Origin of the sequence: Paracoccus nototheniae (assembly GCF_004335005.1) — a bacterium.
Classification (GTDB): Bacteria; Pseudomonadota; Alphaproteobacteria; order Rhodobacterales; family Rhodobacteraceae; genus Paracoccus; species Paracoccus nototheniae.
In genome coordinates this window covers 14033-36170 of sequence record NZ_RQRT01000004.1, presented here as the reverse complement: position 1 = coordinate 36170, position 22138 = coordinate 14033, and the positions used below count along the sequence as shown (strand labels likewise).

The following is a 22138-nucleotide window of genomic DNA, read 5'->3' as shown; positions in this document are numbered from 1 at the left end:
CTTTCGGATCAACGGGTCGGGATGGGCTCAGCCCTCCAGCCCCTCGGTCGAGGCAAAGAACATCGCCTGACTGACCGCCGAACGCACCTGTTCCTCGCTATACGGCTTGGAGATCAGGAAGGCCGGTTCCGGACGGTCGCCCGTCAGCAGCCGTTCGGGGAAGGCGGTGATGAAGATGACCGGGATGTCGCCCATGCTGCCCAGCAGCTCGTTGACGGCATCCACGCCCGACGATCCGTCGGCCAGCTGGATATCGGCCAGGATCAGGTCGGGGCGCTGCTTGCCCGCCAGCTCGATCGCGGCTGTATGGGTGCGCGCGACGCCGGTCACGTCATGGCCCATGGCCTGCACGATGCCCTTGAGGTCCATCGCGATGATCATCTCATCCTCGATCACCATGACCTTGCCCCGCAGCGAATTGCCCATCTCGCTCAGCGCGATTTGGACCAGTTCGTCCGCTTCGGCCACGTCGATCTGCATGACGCGGGCGATCTGGTCGCTGCGCAGCTCCTCGATGGTGCGCAGCAGCAAGGCCTCGCGCGAATTGGGGGTCAGGCCGCGCAGATGATCCTGCGCGCGGCGTTCGCGGGCGGTCATGTCGGCCTCTTCGACCGGCTGGCCGGAACTTTGCCAGATCGCGTGGAAGGTCTTGAACAGCGCGATGCGCAGATCATCCTCGCCGTCCAGCACGCTGCGGTCGGTCAGAATCGCCTCCAGCGTGGCGGCCGCATAGTTGTCCCCGGCACGCTGGCTGCCGGTCAGGGCGCGCGCGTAGCGGCGCAGGAACGGAAGCTCACGCCCGATGGATTGGGCCAGATCGGCAACAGTCATCACACATCCTCATTATTCGCATATTGCAAGGAACCAACGGAACCGCCAATCGGTTGCATGCTGTGCGCACAAGTTTGTCGGGACTAACACGAATATGACACCTAAGCGAGATGATCGCCGGAGAGCGGCAGTGGAAAAACAGATCGATGAGAACCTCAAGCGGGTTTACGAACAGGACGCGACGGATCAGATTCCGGACAGGTTCCTTGATCTGCTGAAGAAGTTGAAGGATCAGGAATGATCCGCCTTCCGGTCAGCACCCTTCTTTTTGCGCCTGCAATCCGGTAAAACAGTCCCATGACCCAATCCCCCACGGTCCATCCCCGCGATCAGCTGGTCGATCATCTGCCGGCATTGCGGGCCTTTGCCCTGTCGCTGACCCGCGAAGGCGCGGCAGCCGACGATCTGGTGCAGGACACCATCGTCAAGGCATGGACGAACATGGACAAGTTTCAGGCGGGCACGAACCTGCGGGCCTGGCTGTTCACGATTTTGCGCAACACGTTCTATTCCTCGCGCCGCAAGACCAAACGCGAGGTCAGCGACAGCGACGGCATCCACGCGGCTAGGCAGGCGACCCGTCCCGATCATGACGGACGCCTGGCGCTGCGCGACTTCCGGACCGCTTTCCAGAAGCTGCCCGACGAACAGCGAGAGGCGCTGATCCTTGTGGGCGCCTCGGGTTTTTCCTACGAAGAGGCTGCAGAGATGACCGGCGTGGCCGTCGGAACCGTCAAGTCGCGGGCCAACCGGGGCAGACGCAAGCTGGCCGAACTGTTGCATCTGGAACAGGGCGAGGAACTGAACATGACCGATCAGGCGACCCTCGCCGTGATGGCCCAGAACAACTACAGCTCGCGCTGAGGCTGGCCGGTGCTGAGGCGGATCACCGAACGGATGGAATTTACCCGCCGTCTCGGATTCCGCCTCGGGATGCTGTTGTCGGTCGCAATCCTGCCCATCGGATTGATCTCGCTGGTTCAGAACCTGCATCTGTCACGAGAGGCGGAACGCAGCGCCGAAATCGCGCTGCTGGGCCGCACGGCCTCGGCTGCGGCGGGTGAACGGGCGCTGTTGCAAAGCGCGCTTGGGTCGGCGGATGCCTTGGGGCCCGCCATTCTGGACAGTCTGGACCGCCCCGAGGCCTGTTCGGATCTGTTGCGCAATTTCGTGCAGCGCAGCGGCACCTATCGTCATGCGATCTTCATCCCGGTCGATGGCCGGGTGCAATGCCAGTCCGCCGATGCGGATGCCCCGACGCTGGATCTGACCGAAAGCACCCTGATTTCCGATCTGATGGCGACGCCCAAGACCACCGTCACTTCGCTGGCGCGGGGTCCGGTCAGCGGCCAGCCGGTGATCGTCGTGCTGCAGCCTTTGTACCGCGACCGGGAACTTCTGGGTCTGACCACCCTGTCGCTGACGCAGGAACTGCTGCGATCCACCCATGCGCTGGATCTGGGGACCGAAGGCGCGCGCATCCTGACCTTCAACCATGCCGGTCGGGTGCTGATCGCCGATGATGCGCCTGGCGGCGATCCGGTCGATCTGCTGCCGCGCGACGTGACGCTGGCCAGTCTGGCCGGCGATGAAGAGGTGACCTTCCGCGCCACCGCCAACAATGGCGAATTCCGGGTCTTTACGGTCGTCCCCGTCGTTCCGGGGCTGGTCTATGCCTTGGGCAGCTGGAGCCCCAGCATCGCGGGGGTCGGGCTGTTCCAGCTGTCGCGCTTTGGAGCCGTGCTGCTGCCCGCCGCGCTGTGGGTCGTGTCGCTGGCGGTGGCCTATTTCGCGGTCTTCCGGCTTGTTCTGCGCCATATCACCGTGCTGCGCGGCCAGATGCGCCGCTTTGCCATCGGCAACCGCGACACTGCCCCCCCGGTGCTGGAAGATGCCCCGACCGAGATCGCCGATGTCAGCCAGACATTCCACAACATGGCCCGCATCCTGATCCGTGACGAAGAGGCGATGGAACAGGCCGTTGCCGAAAAGACGGTCCTGCTGAAAGAGGTCCATCACCGGGTCAAGAACAACCTGCAGTTGATCGCCTCGATCATCAACATGCAAAGCCGGCTGATCGACGATCCCGACGCCAAGCGGGTGCTGCGGTCGGTTCAGGACCGGGTCGCGGCGCTGGCGACGATCTATCGCAACCTCTATCAGGCCGAACAGCTGGATGCGGTCCATGCCGACCGGCTGATCATGGATATCATCGCGCAGCTGACCGGGGCCACGCAGGGGGCCGGGCGGGATCTGCAGGTCGATGTCGATATCCAACCGCTGACCATGCTGCCCGATCAGGCCGTGCCGCTGACCCTGCTTGCGACCGAAGCCTTTACGAATGCCGTGAAATATGCGGGCATGACCCGTGGCGGGGGCCGCCCCTGGGTCCGCGTCTCGCTGACCACGCCGGAGCCGGGCAAGGGCCTGCTCAGCGTGGTGAATTCCACTGGTCCGGGCGGCGCTGCCGGGGGGACGGGCCTTGGCAGCCAGCTGATCGAGGCCTTTGCGATGCAGCTGGAAGGCGATATCGACACCACCGAGGAAGACGGCGCCTATTCCCTGACGCTGGCCTTCCGGCTGGCGCAGGGTCATGCCGGCCCGGCGGGCAGCCCCCGTCAGGTGGTCCTGACCTCGGCCGCAAGGGCCGGATCTCGACATTGAAGCCGCGCAGATGTGCAAATTCTCGTGGTGCGCGCGCGGCGCGCTTGCGCTGCGGTTGTGCTGGTTTATCTTTGCACCATGGAACATGAACACAGCTTCGATCTGTCGACCGGCCGGGGACTGATGGCCTGCCCCCGCTGCGACGCCCTGCATGTCGAGGAAGAGCTTGATCTGGGCGAAACCGCGCGGTGCATCCGCTGCGGCACGGTTCTGGCCAAGCCGCGCGACGGGGCTTTCGCGCAGCTGATCGCGCTGGCCTTCACGTCGGTCGTGCTGCTGGTGGGCGCGGTGTTCTTTCCCTTTCTGGAAGTCTCGACCATGGGGTTCGGCAATGCCAGTTCCCTGTTCGACGTCGCGCTGGCCTTTGCCGAAGGGGTGCTGCTGCCTCTGGTGCTGGCGGTGCTGGCGATGATCATCGGCCTGCCGATCCTGCGGTCCTTCCTGCTGCTTTACACGCTGGTGCCGCTGGCGCAGGGGCGCCCGCCGCATCGCCATGCCGCCCGCGCCTATCGCTGGTCGGAAATCCTGCGCCCGTGGTCCATGGCCGAGATCTTCGTGATCGGCACGGCGGTCGCGCTGGTCAAGGTCGCGGGCCTTGCGACGGTGCATCTGGGCCCGGCCTTCTGGGCCTTCTGCGCGCTGATCTTCGTCAATCTGGCCAGTCGCGCCTTCATGTGCCAGACCTCGATCTGGGACGCGATCGAGGATGCCGGGCTGGAAACCGAATTCGGCCCGCCCGTCACCCCGGCCCCGCAAACCCTGCCCCGTCCCGAGGACGCATGAGCGCGCCGTCCGAACAGCCTGCCGCCCCGATCCTGACCGCGCATCGCGCCGGTCTGGCGGGTTGCGCGCGTTGCGGGCGGGTCTGGCCATCCGATCAGGTCAAATGCCAGCGCTGCGGCGCACATATGGTGCCACCTGACCGGCGCAGCCTGCAATCGGTCTGGGCATGGTGGCTGGCCGGGCTGATCGCCTATATCCCCGCCAACGTCTTTCCGATGATGAGCACGCAGACCTTCGCGGGCCTTGCCGGCAATTCCGAGGCGACGATCCTGGCCGGCGTGGTCGAGCTGTGGCACCACGGCAGCTATGACATCGCGATCATCGTCTTTGTCGCCTCGGTCATCGTGCCGGTGGGCAAGTTCATCGCCATCGCCTGGCTGGCCCGGGTTGCCGGGCGCCCGGCCTCGGTCGATCAGGCGCATACGCGGCTGAAGATCTATGAGGTCGTGGAATTCATCGGGCGCTGGTCGATGATCGACGTGTTCGTCGTGGCGATCCTGTCGGCGCTGGTGCAGCTGGGCTTTGTGGCTTCGATCCATCCCGGTCCGGCGGCGGCGTCCTTTGCCCTGTCGGTTGCCTTCACCATGCTTTCCGCGCAAAGTTTCGACGCCCGGCTGATCTGGCGCGGCCTGCCCTTGCGCAGCAAGACCGACTGAATGAATCCCGACAATGACGGCCAAGGACAGCGACCCGATGAGTGATGCCCCCCCGCCCCTGCAACCTGCCAGCCCGGTGCGCAAGACGGCCAACCGCGCGGCGCAGGCCGGGATCAACGTCGTCTGGATCGTGCCGATCGTGGCGCTGATCGTGACGCTTGGCATCGCATGGAACGCGTTTCGCGATCGCGGCAGCGTCGTCGAGATCGAATTTGCCGACGCCACCGGCATCACCCCCGGCGACACCACCCTGCGCTTTCGCGAGATCACCGTGGGCCGGGTCGAAGGCGTGCGCTTTACCGAGGATCTGTCCCGCGTCGTCGTCTCTGTCCGCGTCGATACCGATGTCGCGCAATATATCGACGATCAGGCCGCCTTCTGGATCGTGCGCCCGCAGGTCAGCGCCCAAGGGGTGACCCGTCTGGACACGGTGCTCAGCGGTGCCTTTATCGAGGGTTACTGGGATTCCCAGGTATCGGCCCCGGCGGAACGCTTCGTCGGACTGGAACGTGCGCCCCTGGTCCGAGAGGATCAGCCCGGCAGCTGGGTCACGCTGGCGATGGACACTGCCGACGGGTTGTCCGAAGGCGCCCCGATCCTGTTTCGCGGGGTCGAGGTCGGTCGCATGGAAAACATCCGGCTTGATGACGGCAGCGACCGCGTACTGGCCGATGCCTTCGTGAACGCGCCGCATAACGAACGGCTGACCAGCGCCAGCGTCTTCTGGGACACGTCGGGCTTTTCGGTGTCGCTTGGTGCGCAGGGCGTGGCGCTGAATGTCAATTCGCTGTCCTCGCTGCTGCAGGGCGGCATCGCGTTCGAGACTTTCGTCAGCGGCGGTGCGCCAATCCAGCCCGGTCAGGAATTCACCGTTCAGCCCGACGAGGGCACGGCGCGGGCCTCTCGCTTTGACGATGACGACACGTCGCTGCTGCGGGTTGGCATGCTGATCGACGACAGTCTGGAAGGGTTGGAGCAGGGCGCCGATGTGCAATATCAGGGCCTGAGGGTCGGGCGGGTCATCGATCTGGCGGTCAGCCTGACCGATGAAGGCGACGGAAACGTGCAGCCCCGCCAGCTGGTGACGATGATGATCTCGCCGCGCCGCTTGGGCCTGCCGGACGGCTCGACCGCCGCCGATGCGCTGGCGCTTTTGACCGAAGAGGTCCGGGATGGCTTGCGCGGGCGCGTCGCCAGCGCCGGATTCCTTGGCACCACCCTGATGGTCGAACTGGTTCAGATCCCCGGCGCGGAAGCCGCCAGCATCGATACCACGGCCGAACCGAACCCGCTGATCCCCTCGGTCGAGGGGGATCTGGACGATTTCACCGCCAGCGCGCAGGGTCTGGTCAACCGCCTTGGCAATCTGCCCATCGAAGAGGTTCTGACTTCGGCCCGCGACATGATGGACAGCGTGACCGCGCTGGCCACGTCCCAGGACACCCGCGCCATCCCCGCCGCGTTGCGCGAGGCGATCGAGGGCGGCAGTCTGGCTTTGGCCGATATCAGCGCGATCACCACCGATCTGCGCGAGGCCGACAGCGGCCAGACGCTGGCCCGGATGCTGGACGAGGCCTCTGCCGCCTTTACCGCCGTCAGCGAGGCGACGGTCGGCGTCCCCGAAATGGTCGAACAGATCGAGATCGCCGCCGCCTCGGTCGAGGAATTCGGTTTTGCCGAGATCAGCCTGCAGGCCGAGGGCATCCTGGCCGATCTGCGCGCCATGCTGGGCAGCGAAGATGCCGAACAGCTGCCCCGCAACCTGTCCAGCACACTGGAGGCCGCGACCGGTCTGCTGAACGATCTGCGCGATGGCGGGGCGGTCGGCAGCCTGAACAATGCGCTGGATTCGGCCAGCACGGCGGCGGATCAGATCGCCGCGTCCGTCCAGCAGCTGCCCGACCTGATCGCGCGGCTGCAACAGACTGCCGTGCGCGCCGATACGCTGTTTGCCAGCTATGGCGACCGTTCGGCCTTTAACAGTGAACTGATCGGCGCGCTCCGCGAGCTGCGTCGTGCCACCCAATCCATCGGCTCGGTCGCCCGGCTGATCGAACGCAATCCCCGCGCCTTCATCCTGGGACGATAGACATGATGCATTCCGCCCTGCCCCTTCTGGCCCTGCTTGGCACCAGCCTTCTGGCCGCCTGTTCCAACCCCGAGGATACGGGCCGTTATCTGATCGACCCGCCCACCGCCGGGGTGCAGGTGCCGAACCGCCTTGGCACGGCCGAGCTGAAGGACGTGTCCCTGCCCGAATATGCAGGCGATCAGGAGGTCGCGTACCAGACCCCCGACGGCGCCGTGCGCTCGAACCCCGACGATCTGTGGGCCGACAGCCCGTCGCGCGCCTTCACCACCACGCTGGCCCGCGCCATCGGCGAAGTGTCCGGCGCGACTGTCATCGGCGAACCCTGGCCGCTGGCCCAGCCCCCGGCCCGGCGGCTGGAGGTGCGGGTCGAACGCGCGCTGGCCGGGGCCGATAACAGCTATCGCCTGTCGGGACGGTATTTCGTGTCCGATGACGGTCTGTCCGGCGGCGGGACCAATCATGCGCGCAGCTTCGATATCCGCGTGCCGATGACCGCCCAGGGGCCTGCGGCCACGGCGGCTGCGGCCAGTCAGGCGATCTCTCTGCTGGCGCAGCAGATCGCGCAGCTGTCGGGGCCGGGCGCCACGATCGCCACCACCGTGCCCGCCGGGAATGAATTCGAGCTGCCGCCGCTGTTCTGATCAGGGTTGGGGTCTGAGACGGCCTGTCAGGCCAGTTCTGCCAGCAATTGCCCATGCAGCCGCGCGCCCGCGACGACCAGCCCGTCGACCTGCGCGCGGGGGCTGTTGAACCGCATCGGCTGGCCGCGCCGGTCGCTGACCGTTGCGCCCGCGCGTTCGGCGATCAGGCTGCCCGCCGCGATGTCCCATTCCCACGCGGCCCGCAGCGACAGGGCCGCGTCGAACCGCCCCTCGGCCGCCAGACACAGCCGCCATGCCAGCGAGGATCGGAATTCCCGCCGAAAGGGCGGCAGGGCGCCGCGCCAGTTCGCATCCTCGGTCACCGCGCGATAGGTCAGCACCCGCGCGCCGTCGATATCGGCATCGGTGGGCGCGATGGGCGCGCCGTTCAGCAGTGCCGGTCCCCCGGCAAAGGCGGTATAGGTCAGATCCAGTACCGGCAGATGCACGACGGCGGCGATGATGTCATCGCCCTGGGCAATCGCCAGCGAATGGGAAAACCCGTCCTGCCCGTCGATAAAGGCGCGGGTGCCGTCGATCGGGTCGATGATGAAACAGCGCCGCGCATCCAGCCGTGCCGGATCGGCCTCGCTTTCCTCGGACAGCCAGCCGTAATCGGGCCGCGCGGCCATCAGCCGGGCCTCCAGCGCGTCGTTGACGGCCAGATCGGCCTCGGTCACCGGGCCTGCATCGCCGCCCTTGTCCCAGGCCTGCGGATCGCGGCGCCAGTATCGCAGGGCGATCCGGCCCGCATCACGGGCCGCTTCGGTCAGCAGGGCCAGATCGGCCTCAGGCACCGGCAACGGTCATGCCCTCGACCAGCAGGCTGGGCACCTCGGTCCCGCGCCAGGGCAGGGCATCGTCGGCGGCGATCAGGGTCATCAGCATCTCGCGCAGATTGCCCGCGATGGTGCATTCGTTGACCGGATAGGCGATCTGGCCGTTTTCGACCCAGAACCCGGCAGCGCCCCGCGAATAATCCCCCGTCGTGCCATTGACCGAGGCCCCCAGCATCGAGGTCACGACCAGCCCGCGCCCCATCTGGGCGATCAGATCGGGCTGGCTGAACCGGCCCGACGTCAGCACGACATTGCTGTGGCTGGGCTGCGGGGCCGAGGCCAGCCCCCGCGCGGCGGATGCGGTGCTGTCCATCCCCAGCTTGCGCCCGGTGGCCAGATCCAGCGTCCATCCCTGCAGAACGCCATTGGCGACGATCAGCCGCGACCGCGTCGCCAGCCCCTCGGCATCGAAGGGCCGGGACGAGGGATAGCGCGGGCGCAGCGGGTCTTCTGTCAGATCCATGCCGGGGGGCAGCACGCCCTCGCCCAGATCGCGGCGCAGCCAGCTGGCCCCGCGCGCGATGGCGCTGCCATTCACCGCCGACAGCAGATGCCCGATCAGCGAGGCCGAAACGCGGCGGTCATACAGGATCGGAAACGCGCCGGTCGGCGGCTTTCGAGCCCCGGCGCGGGCCAGCGTGCGTTCGGCGGCCAAGGCGCCGATTTCTTCCGGGCTGGGCAGATCGGCGGCATAGACGCGGGATTCGCCCGCGTAGTCACGCTCCATCCCCAGTCCTTCGCCGGTGATGGCGACGACCGACAGGGCATGCCCTGTCCGCGCATAGCCGCCCGAAAACCCGTTCGACGCCGCCAGCCACATGCGGCGGTGGCTGTAGCTGGCATTGGCGGCCTCGACCTGGGCAATGCCACGCACGGACAGGGCGGCAGCCTCGGCGCGCAAGGCCATGTCCTGCAGATGGGCGGGGTCGGGTTCCGGCGCATCCTCGGCGATGTCCAGATAAGCGGCATCGCGGCGCGTGGCCAGTTGTGATGGATCGGCCAGCCCCAGATGATCGTCCACCGGCGCCTCGCGCGCCATGGCGACGGCGCGGGCGGCCATCTGGGCGATGGCCGCGTCCCCGTGATCCGATGACGACACTGCCGCCTGCCGTCCGCCGGTCAGAACGCGCAGCCCGATCTCGATCCCTTCGGACCGTTCGGCCTGTTCCAGCCCGCCCGCGCGCACGTCGATGCCGATCGCGCGGCCATCGACGGCCAGCGCGTCGGCCTGATCGGCCCCGGCCTTGCGGGCGGCATCGATCAGCGCCTCGGCCAGACGCTTCAGGCGAAAGGGATCTGCGGGATCGCTGGTCATGAGGGGGTTCTTACCGGAAAAAGGTTTGCAGATGATAAAGACCGGGGCGCATGACGCCCCGGCCCCAAGCGCGCAGATTACTGGATCTGCTGGCCATTGGCGAAGATCGATCCGCCCTCGCGGAACTCCAGCTCGGTCTGCAGCTGGTCGGGGTTGCCCTCGACCGGGCGGGCGAACATCGCCAGCATCATGCGCGGACCCATCAGTTGCTCTTGCGGGACGACGCCCATCTGCACCAGACGATCCAGCAGCGTGTTGATGCCCGAGAACGTGCCCTCGACCGTGCCGACCGGCTGGCTGGGATCGTCGCCAAAGGTCAGATCGCCCGCCATCTGCATGCTGGCGCCGACGGCATCCAGCGAGATGTCCTTGATCGACAGGCTGCGCGGCAGGAACGGCATCTGCGGTTCGCCGTCAGGTCCGGTCGCGGTGCCTTCCATGTAGTCGGGGTCCATGAAATCCTGGGTCAGAACCGTCTGCCCCTCGAGATCTATGGACAGGCTGGCCGGATCGCGGGGCAGCGTGCTTTCGGGGTCCATCGCCTGCCAGATCGCGTCGTCCAGCGTCAGACCTTCCAGCACATAGCGCAGTGAAAACGGCTGCTCCGCCTCGGATGCGACGACCGGCATCGCCAGCCGGAAGCTGTTCAGCGCCGCCACATAAGAGATCGGGAAGGGCATATCGGTCGAGGTCAGGCTGGTCTGCATGTCGGTGGTCGAGCCCTCATAGGTCAGGCCCTCCTCGCTCATCGACACGGCCAGCGTGCCGCTGGCGGCGCTGAAATCGCCGCTGGACTGGCTGGACCCGCCCTCCAGCGCCGCCACGTCCGAGGTGAACTGGCCGGTCATTTCGCCCGTGGCAAAGCTGCCCCGACCGGAAAATCCGGCCTTCAGCGCCTCGGAGGGCTGGCTGCCAAAGCTGACCTCGCCTGCCGGGGTGGTGCCTTCGCCCTCGAAGGTCAGATCGGCGATGCGCAGGGTCGCGCCAAAGCTGTCGGTGGCGTCCGGTGCGGGTTCGGCGGTGGCCGTGCCCTCCGTCGCCGCATCATCGCCCGCGCCATTCGTCATGTCGTCTTCCAGCGCCGGGTCTTCAAGTGTCGGGTCTTCCAGCGTCGGCGAGGGGCCGGTCGCGGTGATCTGCATCTCGACCGCCTCTGCCCGGCCCTGACCGGTCTGGGTCGCGCTGCCGTCCGTGGCGGTGGTGACGGTCTGGGTGCCGGTGACATTGGTCAGGGTCGCGGTCACCGGGACAGTGTTCACATCATCCAGCGCGCGGCCTTCGATCATCAGCGTCGGCATGGTGAAATCGTGCTGCATCGCCTCCAGCGTGCCGGTCGAGATCGTCTCGTTCCCCGGCGCGTCCATGGTCATGGCAAAGCCGATTTCCTCGCCCTCGGGGCCGGTGTCGCGCATTTCCAGCGTCATCTGCCCGTCGATCACCGACCGCACGCCGCCATCACCGGTCGCGGTGAATTCGATCCGCGGCATGATCAGCGTCATGTCGGTGCTGTCGTCTTCGGCGGCGGTCAGGGTCACATCGGTCAGCGTCAGCGTGTCGCCGGACCCTTCCTCGGTTCCGACATCGACCTGATAGCCCATGTCCTCATAGCTGTCCTGCAGGCTTTGCCAGACCTCGTTCGGCGTCACATCCGCGAACACGGGGCCTGCAGCCAGAATCAGCGCGATGGCCGAGGTTGCAAGGGGACGGTGCATGATGAAAACCTTTCGCAATTCCAAGTGGCGTGGCATTCCTGACACAGTGCCGCCGAAAGGGAAAGGGAACAAGTCGTGATCCGCAGCCGGCATCGGGCGGGCCTGTCCCTGCTGACGATCGGCCGCCCCGACGGAGCCGTCGTCGTGCGGTCTGCCCCCCCCGCGCGGCATCGCGCGGCATGTCGGGCCAAGTCGGGGCATGACCCGGCCGGGCTGGTCGCATCGCAGAACCCGGTGCCCGGCGCGGAACGATGTTCGCGGCCCGTCGTTTCGCCCGCAAGGCCGGTGTGCCAAGCGGCGCCGGGCCGGGATGTTCGTTCTTTTCTGATCGCCACAGCCTTGTGAACCGATGCGTCAGATCGCAGGTAAGGGCCAAGACCCAAAGGAGATTTCCGATGCGCAAACTTGCCGTCGCCGCCGTTCTGGCCCTGACCACTGCCCTGCCCGCCGCAGCCGACACGATCCGCGTCGGCATGTCGGGGGGCTATTTCCCCTTTACATTCACCCGTGCCGACCAGCTGCAGGGGTTCGAGGTCGATTTCCTCAACGCCGTGGCCGCAGAGACCGGGGACGAGGTCGAATTCGTGACCATGTCCTTTTCCGGCCTGATCGGCGCGTTGGAATCGGGCCGCATCGACACGATCGCCAACCAGATCACCATCACCCCGGAACGCGAGGCGGCCTTCGCCTTTACCCAGCCCTATGTCTTTGACGGCGCGCAGGTCGTGACCCGCGCCGGCAACGAGGCCGAGGTGACCGGTCCCGACAGCCTGTCGGGCAAGACCGTCGCGGTCAATCTGGGGTCGAATTTTGAACAGTTGCTGCGGGAACTGCCGAACGCGGATCAGATCGACATCCGCACCTATGAAAGCAATATCGAACAGGACACCGCCCTTGGCCGGGTCGATGCCTTTGTGATGGACCGCGTGTCGTCCGCTCAGGTCATCGCGCAAAGCCCGCTGCCCCTGGCATTGGCGGGGGAGCCCTTCTCGGAAATCCGCAACGCCCTGCCATTTCGCAACGATGCCGAAGGTCAGGCCCTGCGCGACCGCGTGGATGCCGCGATCACCACGCTGAAAGAGGATGGCACCCTGACCGGGATTTCGGAAAAATGGCTTGATGCGGACGTGACCGCGCCTGCGACCGAATAGATGCGCCCGCTGGACACCGCCTATATGTGGGATCTGGTCCCGGTCATCGCGGGATATGTGCCCCTGACGCTGTTCATGGCGGTGGTCGCGATGGTCGCGGCGCTGACCCTTGGGTCGGCGCTGGCCATCGTGCGGGTGCTGCGCGTGCCGGTGCTGGATCGCGTGGTGGCGGTGTTCATCAGCTTTTTTCGCGGCACGCCGCTGCTGGTGCAGCTGTTCCTGTTCTATTTCGGCCTGCCGCAGGTCTTTCCCGCGATGACCGGGATTGACGGCGTGACGGCGGCGATCATCGGTCTGACGCTGCATTTCTCGGCCTATATGGCGGAAAGCATCCGGGGCGCCATTCTGGGCGTCGATCGCAGCCAGTGGGAGGCCGCCCAATCGGTTGGCATGACGCGGGGCCAGCTGCTGCGCCGGATCATCCTGCCGCAAGCCGCGCGCACGGCGGCGCCGACGCTGATGAATTATTTCATCGACATGATCAAAAGCACCTCGCTGGCCTTTACCCTTGGCGTGACCGAGATGATGGGCGCCGCGCAAAAGGAAGCCGCCGGCAGTTTCCTGTATCTGGAGGCGTTTCTGGTCGTCGCGCTGTCTTACTGGGTCATCGTCGAGACGTTGTCGGTGGGCCAAAGGCGGCTTGAACTGAGCCTTGGAAAGGCGGTGGCACGATGAGCTGTCAGATCGAGATCACCGGGTTGGTCAAGCGGTTCGGCACCAACACCGTGCTGAACGGCATCGACCTGTGTCTTGAACCCGGAGAGCGGGTGGCGATCATCGGCCCCTCGGGCACCGGCAAATCGACCCTGCTGCGCTGCCTGAACTATCTGGATCGACCCGAGGAAGGGATCATCCGTATGGGCGACGTCAGCGTGGACGCCGCGCGTGCCAAGGCGTCGGATATCTTGGCCCTGCGGCGGCGGACGGGGTTCGTGTTTCAGAACTATGCGCTGTTTGCCAACAAGACCGCGCGGGCCAATATCACCGAGGGGCTGACGACCGTGCGCGGCTGGTCCAAGGCCAAGGCCGATGCGCGGGCCAGCGATATTCTGGCCCAGATCGGGCTGGCCGACCGGGGCGACAGCTATCCCGCCGCCATGTCGGGCGGTCAGCAACAGCGCGTCGGAATCGGGCGGGCCATGGCGCTGGATGCGGATCTGATGCTGTTTGACGAACCGACCAGCGCGCTGGACCCCGAATGGGTGGGCGAGGTTCTGGACCTGATCCGCCGCATCGCCGATGGTCGCCAGACAATGCTGATCGTCACCCATGAAATGCAGTTCGCCCGCGAGATCGCGGACCGGATCGTGTTCATGGAAGGCGGAAGGATCGTCGAACAGGGGCCACCGGAACAAATGTTCGGAAACGCTCAGGACGACCGGACCCGCGCATTTCTGCGCCGGGTCGGCTAGGCGCCTGACTTACAGACCGGCGATGGTGTAGAAAGCCTCGGCGGTCTTGTCGGTCGTGAAACCGATGCCGCTGGCGATGATGCAACTCGTGTCATCTTCGCGCGGGGCGACCAGCGTCCAGGTGCCCATCAGATCGGACCCCCACAGCTCGGTCCCGCTGGCATTGTCCAGATCGACGGGATGTTCGTTGAAATCCTGTTCCAGCGTCGCCGCGATTTCGCCATCGGCAGCGCAATAGGGCTGATCGTCGATGGCCAGCTCCGACACCGGCAAGCTGTCGATCGAAGCCAGCAGGGCGGCGGGTTCGGTGCCCCGCATCGCGCTCCAGACCTGCACGGTCGGATCCGAGGGGCTGGCCGCAAGGGCGGGCATGGCGCTCAGCAAGGCGACGCTGCCGGCAATGCCAAGGCGGACGATGCGATCTGTGCGGGTCATGATGAAAGGCCTTTTAATGCGTCTATGTGTTGAAAACGCAGAGTTTGACCGCAAGGTTCCGTTTTTCTGCCTATGCTCCGATCCGGCAGGCGCGTCAGGCCCAACGCCGCGACAGGATCAGACGCGCCTCGACCCCCTCGGAGCGTCGGTGAAATTCCAGCCTGCCACCGTGCTGAGCGGCGATGGTGGACACGATCGCCAGACCCAGACCCACCCCGGTCGCCGCACCCGCATTCTCGCCGCGCTGAAAGGCCCCGGTCAGCCGCGCCAGATCGTCGCCGGTCAGGACCGATCCGCGATCGGTGACGGTGATCCAGACCTCGTCCGCATCGGCATCGGACATCACCACGGCTTCTCGCCCGTATTTCAGGGCATTGTCGATCAGGTTCGACAGCGCGCGCCGAAGGGCGGTGGGCTGGCCGCGCATCAGCATTGCATGGGGCTCTGCCGTTGTGCGGGCCGCCGGACGGCTGGTCTGTCGGGAAAACAGCGTGCCCGCACGGGTGGGCCGGGCAGCGGCTGCGCGCAGGGACACGGGCAGGCCGACATCCTGATAATCGGCCACCACCGCCTCGGCCAGCGAGGTCAGGGACAGATCGCGGAACGGCTCTGCCCCGATCTCGGCGCGGGTATAGGTCAGCACACCGTCGATCATCACCGTCATCTGGTCGATGTCGCGTTCCAGCCGGGCGCGCAGATCGGCATCCCCGATCATCGCGCAGCGCAGGCGCAGGCGGGTGGCGGGGGTGCCCAGATCATGGCTGACCCCCGACAGGACCAGCGCGCGGTTTTCCAACGCGGCGCGGTCCTGCGCGACATAGGCGTTCACGGCCTGCGCGGTCTGGCGCAGCTCGGCCACGCCGCCCACCGGCAGGGCGGCATTGCGCGCCCGGTGATCGCCAAGCGCGCGGGCGAAATCGGTAAAGGCGCCGGAAATCCCCGCCACCCAGCCCAGCAGCAGCGCCAGCGCGCCAAGGGCCAGCGCCCCGGCCCAAAGCCGCCGGTCGGGGGGTGCCGCATCGCAGCCCCAGACCGCCGCCCCGTCGATGCGCATCCACGGCCCGCTGTCCTGCTGTACGAACAGGCGCGGATCGCTGCAGAACCGCGCCAGAAGGCGGGTGACCGAGGCCAGCCCCGTCGCCTGACTGCCGCCGCCGAAGCTCTCCACCCCGGCGGCCGGATACAGGATGTCGGGCGACTGGATGCGCAGCGACAGCCGCGCGCCGCGCGCCAGATCGGGGCGTCCGCCGCCGGTCAGGGTCAGCACCGTCTGGCGCCATCCGGGCGGCAGGCCGGGCGCCGCATCCAGCTGGATCAGCGCCAGACCGTCGGGCAGGGGGCTGCCATTGTCCAGACCGTCGGCCAGCGCCAGCCCGGCCACATAGGCGCGGTCCAGATGCGCGCGCCATGCCGCGTCGCTGGCCATCCACAGCCAGACCGCCGCGCCGCCCGCGACCATCGCCAGCACCACCCACAGGCTGGCCAGCCCCCGCAGGCTGAGCCGGTCACTGAGGCTCACGCGTGACCTCGGTCGTCAGCACATAGCCAAGGCCGCGTTCGGTGCGGATCAGACCGGCCTCGGTCTTGTGGCGCAGGCGGCCCACCAGCATGTCGATGGCGCGGCCCCCGGCAGCGCCATCGGCGGCCCCGTCCGCAGTCTCGTCATCGTCCAGAGCGGCGGCGATTTCCTCGCGCGTCAGGGGGATCAGCGGATTGGCCAGAAACACCCGCAGCAACGCCGTCTCGCGCGAGGACAGCGAGACCTGCCAGCCGCCGGGCGCCGTCACCTCGTCGCGCCGGGCGTCATAGCGCCAGCCGGCAAAGCGCAGCAGGCTGTCGCGACGCCGGTGCGACAGGCTGGGCACGCGCCCGGCCCGGCGCAGCACCGCGCGGATGCGGGCCAGCAGCAGGTCGGGGTTGAAGGGCTTGGCGATGTAATCATCGGCGCCGACCTCGTATCCCGCCATGCGCTGATGATCCGCAGACAGCGCGCTGACCATGATGATCGGCACGTCCTGCGCCTCGCGGATCTCGGCGCAGATCTGCACGCCGTTGTCATCGCCCAGGGACACGTCCAGCAGGATCAGATCGACACGCCCGCCCCGCAGCGCCGCCAGCGCGCCCGCCCGGTCATGGGCGCAGGCGACGTGAAAGCCCTGCCGTTGCAGATAGGCGGCCAGCATCGCGGCCATGTCGGCATCATCCTCGACCAGCAGCAGTCGGTGCAGGCTCATGGGTGCAGGCTCATGACGGATCCTCCCTTGCGGTCGTTCTACACCGGACCGGGGGGCTTGCGTAACAGACTGTAACGTAACGATCCGAAATCTGCATTTTGCATGGCTGTCCTGCGTTGCGGACATGGCTGGGGATTTGGCATGATCCTGCCACACGCGGAGGCGATCATCCGCGCAAGCAAGATCTGGGAGGATCCATGACCCTGAAATCCGTACTGGCAGCCTCGACTGCCGTGATGCTGGCCGTGCCCGCCATGGCCGAACCCACCGCCGAAGTCCTGCATTGGTGGACCTCGGGCGGCGAGGCGAAATCCGTCGCCGTGCTGCAGGAGCAGTTCGCAGCCCAGGGCGGCACCTGGACCGACATGCCCGTGGCAGGCGGCGGCGGTGACGCCGCGATGACCGCGCTGCGCGCCCGCGTCCTGTCGGGCAATGCCCCGACCGCCGTGCAGCTGAAGGGCCCCGCCATTCAGGAGTGGTACGAAGAAACCGGTCTGGCCGATATCGGCCCCGTGGCCGAGGAAAATGGCTGGGACGCCGTCCTGCCCGCCCAGATCGCCGAGCATATGAAATGCGAAGGCCAGTGGTGTGCCGCGCCCGTCAATGTGCACCGCGTCAACTGGATCTGGGGCAACAAGCAGATCCTGGACGATAACGGCATCACCATGCCGACCACCTGGGAAGAATTCAACGCCGCTGCCGAAAAGCTGCAGGCGGCGGGCGTGACGCCCTTGGCCCATGGCGGCCAGAACTGGCAGGATGCGACGATCTTCGAAACCGTCGTGCTGGGCTTGGGCGGGCCGGAATTCTATCAGCAGTCGCTGGTCGATCTGGACCCCGAGGCGCTGACCTCGGACACGATGAAGTCGGTCTTTGACGAGATGCGGGTCATTCGCGGCTATGTCGATGACAACTTCTCGGGTCGCGATTGGAATCTGGCCACGGCGATGGTCATGAACGGCGAGGCCGCCTTCCAGATCATGGGTGACTGGGCCAAGGGCGAGTTTCTGGCCGCAGGCAAGGTGCCGGGCGTCGATTTCGTCTGCGCCCCGACCCCGGGCGAGGGCTTCCTGTACAATGTCGACAGCTTTGCCTTTTTCGAGCTGGACGGCGAGGACAAGCAGCAAGGGCAGGCGCTGCTGGCCAGCCTGATCATGGGGCCGGAATTCCAGCACACATTCAACCTGAACAAGGGCTCGATCCCGGCGCGCACCGATGTGGCGCTGGATGATTTCGACGATTGCGCCACCCAGTCCAATGCCGACATGACGGCGGATGCCGAAGACGGATCGCTGCTGCCCAGCTATGCCCATGGCATGGCCCTGCGCGGCGCGCCCGCCGGTGCGATCACCGATGTGGTGACCGCGCATTTCAACAGCGACATGTCGTCGGATGACGCCGTTCAGCAACTGTCGGACGCCGTCGCCAACGCGATGTGATCACGGCCTGACCACCCCCCGCGCCCCGGTCCGGGCGCGGGGTTTTTCTTTGGGGATACCGGAAATGGAATGGCTTGAACGCAATGTGCCCAAGGTGGTCCTGGCACCGTCCTTTGTGGCGATTCTGGTCTTTGTCTATGGCTTCATCGCCTGGACGGCATGGATCAGCTTTACCCGCTCGCGGCTGATGCCGCGCTATGAACTGGACGGTGTCACGCAATACACCCGCCTGTTCGCCGCGCCGCGTTGGGATGTGGCGATGAACAACCTGTTCATCTTTGGCGGACTGTTCATCGTGATTTCCATGGTGATCGGGCTGATGCTGGCGATCTTTCTGGATCAGAAGATCCGGGCCGAGGGCGTGCTGCGCACCATCTATCTGTATCCGATGGCCCTGTCGCTGATCGTGACCGGCACGGCGTGGAAATGGATCCTGAACCCCGGTCTGGGCATCCAGCAGGCCATCCGGGGCTGGGGGTTCGAGGATTTCACCTTCGACTGGCTGATCCAGCCGGACATGGCGATCTATACCGTCGTTCTGGCCGCCGTCTGGCAAGCCTCGGGGTTCGTGATGGCGCTGTTTCTGGCCGGTCTGCGGTCGGTCGACAGCGAAATCATCCGCGCCGCACAGGTGGACGGCATCCCCACCCACCGCATCTATTCCGCGATCATCATCCCGACGATGGCGCCGATCTTTCTGTCGGCCTTCATCGTGCTGGCCCATCTGGCCATCAAGGCCTTTGATCTGGTCATCGCGCTGACCGGTGGCGGCCCCGGCTATGCCACCGATCTGCCCGCAACCTATATGTATGCGATGGCCTTTTCGCGCGGTGATCTGGGGCAGGCGGCGTCCAGCGCCATGATCATGATGATGGTCATCTTTGCCATCGTCGTCCCCTATCTCTACAGTGAATTGAGGCCCCGCCGTGACCAGTAAAACCCTGCTGCGTTGGGGCCTTTACGGGATCCTGATCCTGTTCGCCCTGTTCTATCTGATGCCGCTGTTCGTCATGTTGACGACCTCGCTGAAAAGCCTCGAGGAGATCCGCACCGGCAGCCTGCTGTCCCTGCCGCGCGACATCACCTTCGCCCCCTGGGCCGAGGCCTGGTCCACCGCCTGCGCGGGCACGCAATGCGAAGGCCTGCGCCCGTTCTTCTGGAATTCGGTCCTGATGGCGGTGCCCGCCGTGATGATCTCGACCGTGATCGGGGCGCTGAACGGCTATGTCTTTGCGCAATGGAAATTCCGGGGCGCGAACCTGCTGTTCGCGGCGATCCTGTTCGGCTGCTTCATCCCGTTTCAGGTCGTGCTGCTGCCGATGGCGCAGATGCTGGGCCTGATGGGAATCGCGGGCACCATCCCGGGGCTGATCTTCGTCCATGTCGTTTACGGGCTGGGATTCACCACGCTGTTCTTCCGCAATTATTACGTCACCATTCCGCAGGAACTGGTCCGTGCGGCCAAGGTCGACGGGGCGGGGTTCTTCCGCATCTTCTGGTCGATCTTCCTGCCCATCTCGCTGCCGATCATCACCGTGTCGGTCATCTGGCAGTTCACGCAGATCTGGAACGACTTCCTGTTCGGGGTCAGCTTCAGCGGGGCCGGGTCGCAACCCGTGACCGTCGCGCTGAACAACATCGTCAACTCCACCACCGGCGTCAAAGCCTACAACGTGGACATGGCAGCCGCGATCATCGCCGCCCTGCCCACGCTGCTGGTCTATGTCGTCGCCGGCAAGTATTTCATCCGCGGCCTGACCGCCGGCAGCGTCAAGGGATAACCCATGCCCATCCTTCAGATCGACCACCTGCAGAAAGCCTATGGCGACACCCATATTCTGCATGACATCAACATCAGCATCGAAGAGGGCGATTTCCTTGTTCTGGTCGGCCCCTCGGGCTGCGGAAAATCGACGCTGCTGAACTGCATCGCGGGGCTGGAGCCGATCACCGGCGGCGATATCCAGATCGCGGGCCGCGACGTGACGGGCGTCAGTCCCAAGGACCGCGACATCGCGATGGTGTTCCAGTCCTATGCCTTGTACCCGACCATGACGGTCGCCAAGAACATCACCTTCGGCATGAAGGTGCGCGGCGTCGACAAGGCCACGCAGGCTGCCAAACTGGCCGAGGTGTCGCGCCAGTTGCAGATCGAACCGCTTTTGCACCGCAAGCCGGGGCAGCTGTCGGGCGGCCAGCGCCAGCGCGTCGCGATGGGCCGGGCGCTCGTGCGCGACCCCAAGCTGTTCCTGTTCGATGAACCCTTGTCGAACCTCGACGCGAAACTGCGCGTCAGTATGCGGACCGAGATCAAGAAGCTGCATCAGGATCTGAACGCCAGCATCGTCTATGTCACCCATGACCAGATCGAGGCGATGACGCTGGCCACCAAGATCGTCGTCATGAAGGGCGGCGTGATCCAGCAGATCGGCACCCCGGCGGAAATCTACAACCGTCCGGCCAATATGTTCGTGGCCGATTTCATGGGCAGTCCGGCGATGAACCTGATCCCGGCCCGCGTCCGGTCCGAAGGCGGCCAGACCCGGATCGCGATCGAACGCGACGGTGCGGCGCCCCTGATCATCACCGATCCGGTGGCCCGCGACCTGCCCGACCAGATCGTGCTGGGCGTGCGCCCCGAGGATATCCACGAGGCCACCGGCAACGCCCATCTGCCCGGCACCGCCCATGGCGCGGGCGGCGACGTGATGATCGAGATCGTCGAACCGGCAGGCGCCGACACCTTTGCCGTCACCCATCTGGGCGGCAAGGCGGTCACCGCGCGGCTGCGCGCCGAAAGCGCGGTTCAGGCCCGTCAGATGTTCCCTCTGGCATTCGACCTCTCGAAAGTGTCGTATTTCTCGCCTACAGACGGGGAACGGTTGAACTGACGGGGTGAACGAATGGCGATGCTTCTGGGCGATGTGGGCGGAACCAATGCGCGGCTGGCGATCGCGCGCAACGGGACCATCGATGCGGCCACCGTCACCCGGTTCAAGGGCGACGATTATGCCAGCTTCGACGATGTGGTGCGCCAGTTCATGGCGCATCAGCATCAGCCCCATATCTCGTCCATGTGCATCGCCGTGGCGGGGCCGGTCAGCGGCGGCAGTGCGCAGCTGACCAACCGCGACTGGTCCTTTGACGAGGATAATCTGGCGCGGCTGACCGATGCCGATCAGGTGCGGTTGATCAACGATCTGTCCGCGCTTGGCTATTCCACGCCTGCGCTGACCGGCGATCAGCTGACCACGCTGCGCGCCGCCCCCGCGGATCGGTCGCGCAACGGACAGGCGCTGGTGGTGGGACTGGGCACCGGCTTCAACGTCTGCGCCGTGCGCGTGCTGCCCGGCGGCGCCATCACAGTGCTGGAGGCCGAAGAGGGCCACACCCATCTGCCCGCCAATATCATGGCCCTGCTGACGGATCGCGTCGGCCGCGACGCCGCACAGGGTTTCTTCTCGACCGAGGAAACCTTTGCGGGGCGGGGCCTGTCGCGCCTGCATGCGGCGCTGACCGGAACCGATCCGATCCGCAGCGAGGAGATCGCCCGCGCCGCCGAGGCGGGCGATCCGCAGGCCGTGGCGACCTATGATCTGTTTGCCGAACTGGTGGGGCTTTTGTGCCGCGAGCTGGCGCTGCGCTTCATGCCGCTGGAGGGGTTGTTTCTGGCGGGCAGCGTGGGCCGCAGCATCGCCGACCGGATGGGGCTGTTCGAACCGGCCTTTCTGGCCGAGGCGCATATGCGCCATATCCCGGAAAACACGCCGGTTTTCCTGATCCGCGACGATATGGCGGCGCTGCAGGGATGTCTGGCCGCCCTGTCCTGACCCTGTGTCGGCCTGACAAAGGTTAGCCGTTAATACCGGTCAAAGCCCAAAGTTTACTGGATTCACCGGTTCGTTCCTGTTTCTATTGCCCCAAGCAAAAAAAG

The 22138-nt window shown here is 66.0% G+C and carries 22 protein-coding genes; 15 read left to right on the top strand and 7 right to left on the bottom strand.

The window, feature by feature from the left end; translation table 11 throughout:
- Nucleotides 1–27: 27 nt before the first annotated feature.
- Nucleotides 28–831 (bottom strand): response regulator, encoded by an 804-nt coding sequence (locus EG885_RS03175; protein WP_131573031.1) that lies wholly within the window; start codon nt 829–831, stop codon nt 28–30.
- A 130-nt stretch (nt 832–961) separates the two neighbouring features.
- Between EG885_RS03175 and EG885_RS03170 the strand changes: the two genes are divergently transcribed.
- The 7 genes from EG885_RS03170 (at nt 962) to EG885_RS03140 (ending at nt 7667) form a co-directional block, all read left to right on the top strand.
- On the top strand, nt 962–1072 hold the full coding sequence (locus tag EG885_RS03170; RefSeq protein WP_228461377.1) for a NepR family anti-sigma factor: 111 nt from the start codon (nt 962–964) through the stop codon (nt 1070–1072).
- A gap of 56 nt (nt 1073–1128) precedes the next feature.
- Nucleotides 1129–1695, top strand: coding sequence for an RNA polymerase sigma factor (locus tag EG885_RS03165; protein WP_131573029.1), 567 nt, complete (start codon nt 1129–1131; stop codon nt 1693–1695).
- A 9-nt stretch (nt 1696–1704) separates the two neighbouring features.
- Nucleotides 1705–3495 carry a histidine kinase dimerization/phosphoacceptor domain -containing protein gene (locus EG885_RS03160; protein WP_131573028.1) on the top strand — a complete coding sequence of 597 codons (1791 nt, stop codon included), beginning with the start codon at nt 1705–1707 and terminating at the stop codon, nt 3493–3495.
- Nucleotides 3496–3573: 78 nt separating this feature from the next.
- The gene (locus EG885_RS03155; RefSeq protein ID WP_131573027.1) at nt 3574–4278 is read left to right on the top strand and encodes a paraquat-inducible protein A; all 705 of its coding nucleotides are present in this window, start codon (nt 3574–3576) and stop codon (nt 4276–4278) included.
- On the top strand, nt 4275–4934 hold the full coding sequence (locus EG885_RS03150; RefSeq protein WP_131573026.1) for a paraquat-inducible protein A: 660 nt from the start codon (nt 4275–4277) through the stop codon (nt 4932–4934). The genes EG885_RS03155 and EG885_RS03150 overlap by 4 nt, the downstream gene beginning before the upstream one ends.
- A gap of 37 nt (nt 4935–4971) precedes the next feature.
- Nucleotides 4972–7023, top strand: coding sequence for a PqiB family protein (locus EG885_RS03145; RefSeq protein ID WP_242679477.1), 2052 nt, complete (start codon nt 4972–4974; stop codon nt 7021–7023).
- A gap of 2 nt (nt 7024–7025) precedes the next feature.
- Complete coding sequence (locus EG885_RS03140) at nt 7026–7667, top strand: PqiC family protein (RefSeq protein ID WP_242679476.1); 642 nt, start codon at nt 7026–7028, stop codon at nt 7665–7667.
- A gap of 26 nt (nt 7668–7693) precedes the next feature.
- Here EG885_RS03140 and EG885_RS03135 read toward each other — a convergent pair whose 3' ends face one another.
- From EG885_RS03135 to EG885_RS03125, 3 genes are all read right to left on the bottom strand, one after another.
- Nucleotides 7694–8464 (bottom strand): 3'(2'),5'-bisphosphate nucleotidase CysQ, encoded by a 771-nt coding sequence (locus tag EG885_RS03135; protein ID WP_131573024.1) that lies wholly within the window; start codon nt 8462–8464, stop codon nt 7694–7696.
- Nucleotides 8457–9821: a TldD/PmbA family protein gene (locus EG885_RS03130; protein ID WP_131573023.1), complete on the bottom strand. Its 1365-nt coding sequence runs from the start codon at nt 9819–9821 to the stop codon at nt 8457–8459. Before EG885_RS03130 ends, EG885_RS03135 begins: the two co-directional genes overlap by 8 nt.
- A gap of 77 nt (nt 9822–9898) precedes the next feature.
- Entirely contained in the window at nt 9899–11533 is a 1635-nt protein-coding gene (locus EG885_RS03125; RefSeq protein ID WP_165571020.1) for a DUF2125 domain-containing protein, read from the bottom strand.
- Nucleotides 11534–11928: 395 nt separating this feature from the next.
- On the opposite strand from EG885_RS03125, the gene EG885_RS03120 reads away from it, so the two are divergent.
- From EG885_RS03120 to EG885_RS03110, 3 genes are read left to right on the top strand one after another with little or no spacing between them, the layout of a single operon-like run.
- Entirely contained in the window at nt 11929–12684 is a 756-nt protein-coding gene (locus EG885_RS03120) for an amino acid ABC transporter substrate-binding protein (RefSeq protein WP_131573021.1), read from the top strand.
- Nucleotides 12685–13359, top strand: a complete 675-nt coding sequence (locus EG885_RS03115; protein WP_131573020.1) for an amino acid ABC transporter permease — start codon at nt 12685–12687, stop codon at nt 13357–13359.
- Nucleotides 13356–14096: an amino acid ABC transporter ATP-binding protein gene (locus EG885_RS03110; protein WP_131573019.1), complete on the top strand. Its 741-nt coding sequence runs from the start codon at nt 13356–13358 to the stop codon at nt 14094–14096. Before EG885_RS03115 ends, EG885_RS03110 begins: the two co-directional genes overlap by 4 nt.
- A gap of 9 nt (nt 14097–14105) precedes the next feature.
- Here EG885_RS03110 and EG885_RS03105 read toward each other — a convergent pair whose 3' ends face one another.
- From EG885_RS03105 to EG885_RS03095, 3 genes are all read right to left on the bottom strand, one after another.
- Nucleotides 14106–14531, bottom strand: coding sequence for a hypothetical protein (locus EG885_RS03105; RefSeq protein WP_131573018.1), 426 nt, complete (start codon nt 14529–14531; stop codon nt 14106–14108).
- Between the two features lie 94 nt (nt 14532–14625).
- Nucleotides 14626–16050: a sensor histidine kinase gene (locus EG885_RS03100; protein ID WP_242679475.1), complete on the bottom strand. Its 1425-nt coding sequence runs from the start codon at nt 16048–16050 to the stop codon at nt 14626–14628.
- Nucleotides 16037–16765, bottom strand: coding sequence for a response regulator transcription factor (locus EG885_RS03095; RefSeq protein WP_131573017.1), 729 nt, complete (start codon nt 16763–16765; stop codon nt 16037–16039). The genes EG885_RS03100 and EG885_RS03095 overlap by 14 nt, the downstream gene beginning before the upstream one ends.
- A gap of 197 nt (nt 16766–16962) precedes the next feature.
- Between EG885_RS03095 and EG885_RS03090 the strand changes: the two genes are divergently transcribed.
- The 5 genes from EG885_RS03090 (at nt 16963) to EG885_RS03070 (ending at nt 22034) form a co-directional block, all read left to right on the top strand.
- A complete protein-coding gene (locus tag EG885_RS03090) occupies nt 16963–18204 on the top strand; it encodes an ABC transporter substrate-binding protein (protein ID WP_131573016.1) in 1242 nt (413 codons plus the stop codon).
- A gap of 64 nt (nt 18205–18268) precedes the next feature.
- Nucleotides 18269–19141 carry a carbohydrate ABC transporter permease gene (locus EG885_RS03085; protein ID WP_131573015.1) on the top strand — a complete coding sequence of 291 codons (873 nt, stop codon included), beginning with the start codon at nt 18269–18271 and terminating at the stop codon, nt 19139–19141.
- Nucleotides 19131–19985, top strand: a complete 855-nt coding sequence (locus EG885_RS03080) for a carbohydrate ABC transporter permease (RefSeq protein ID WP_131573014.1) — start codon at nt 19131–19133, stop codon at nt 19983–19985. The genes EG885_RS03085 and EG885_RS03080 overlap by 11 nt, the downstream gene beginning before the upstream one ends.
- A gap of 3 nt (nt 19986–19988) precedes the next feature.
- Complete coding sequence (locus tag EG885_RS03075; protein ID WP_131573013.1) at nt 19989–21095, top strand: ABC transporter ATP-binding protein; 1107 nt, start codon at nt 19989–19991, stop codon at nt 21093–21095.
- A gap of 12 nt (nt 21096–21107) precedes the next feature.
- Complete coding sequence (locus EG885_RS03070; RefSeq protein ID WP_131573012.1) at nt 21108–22034, top strand: glucokinase; 927 nt, start codon at nt 21108–21110, stop codon at nt 22032–22034.
- Nucleotides 22035–22138 lie beyond the last annotated feature (104 nt).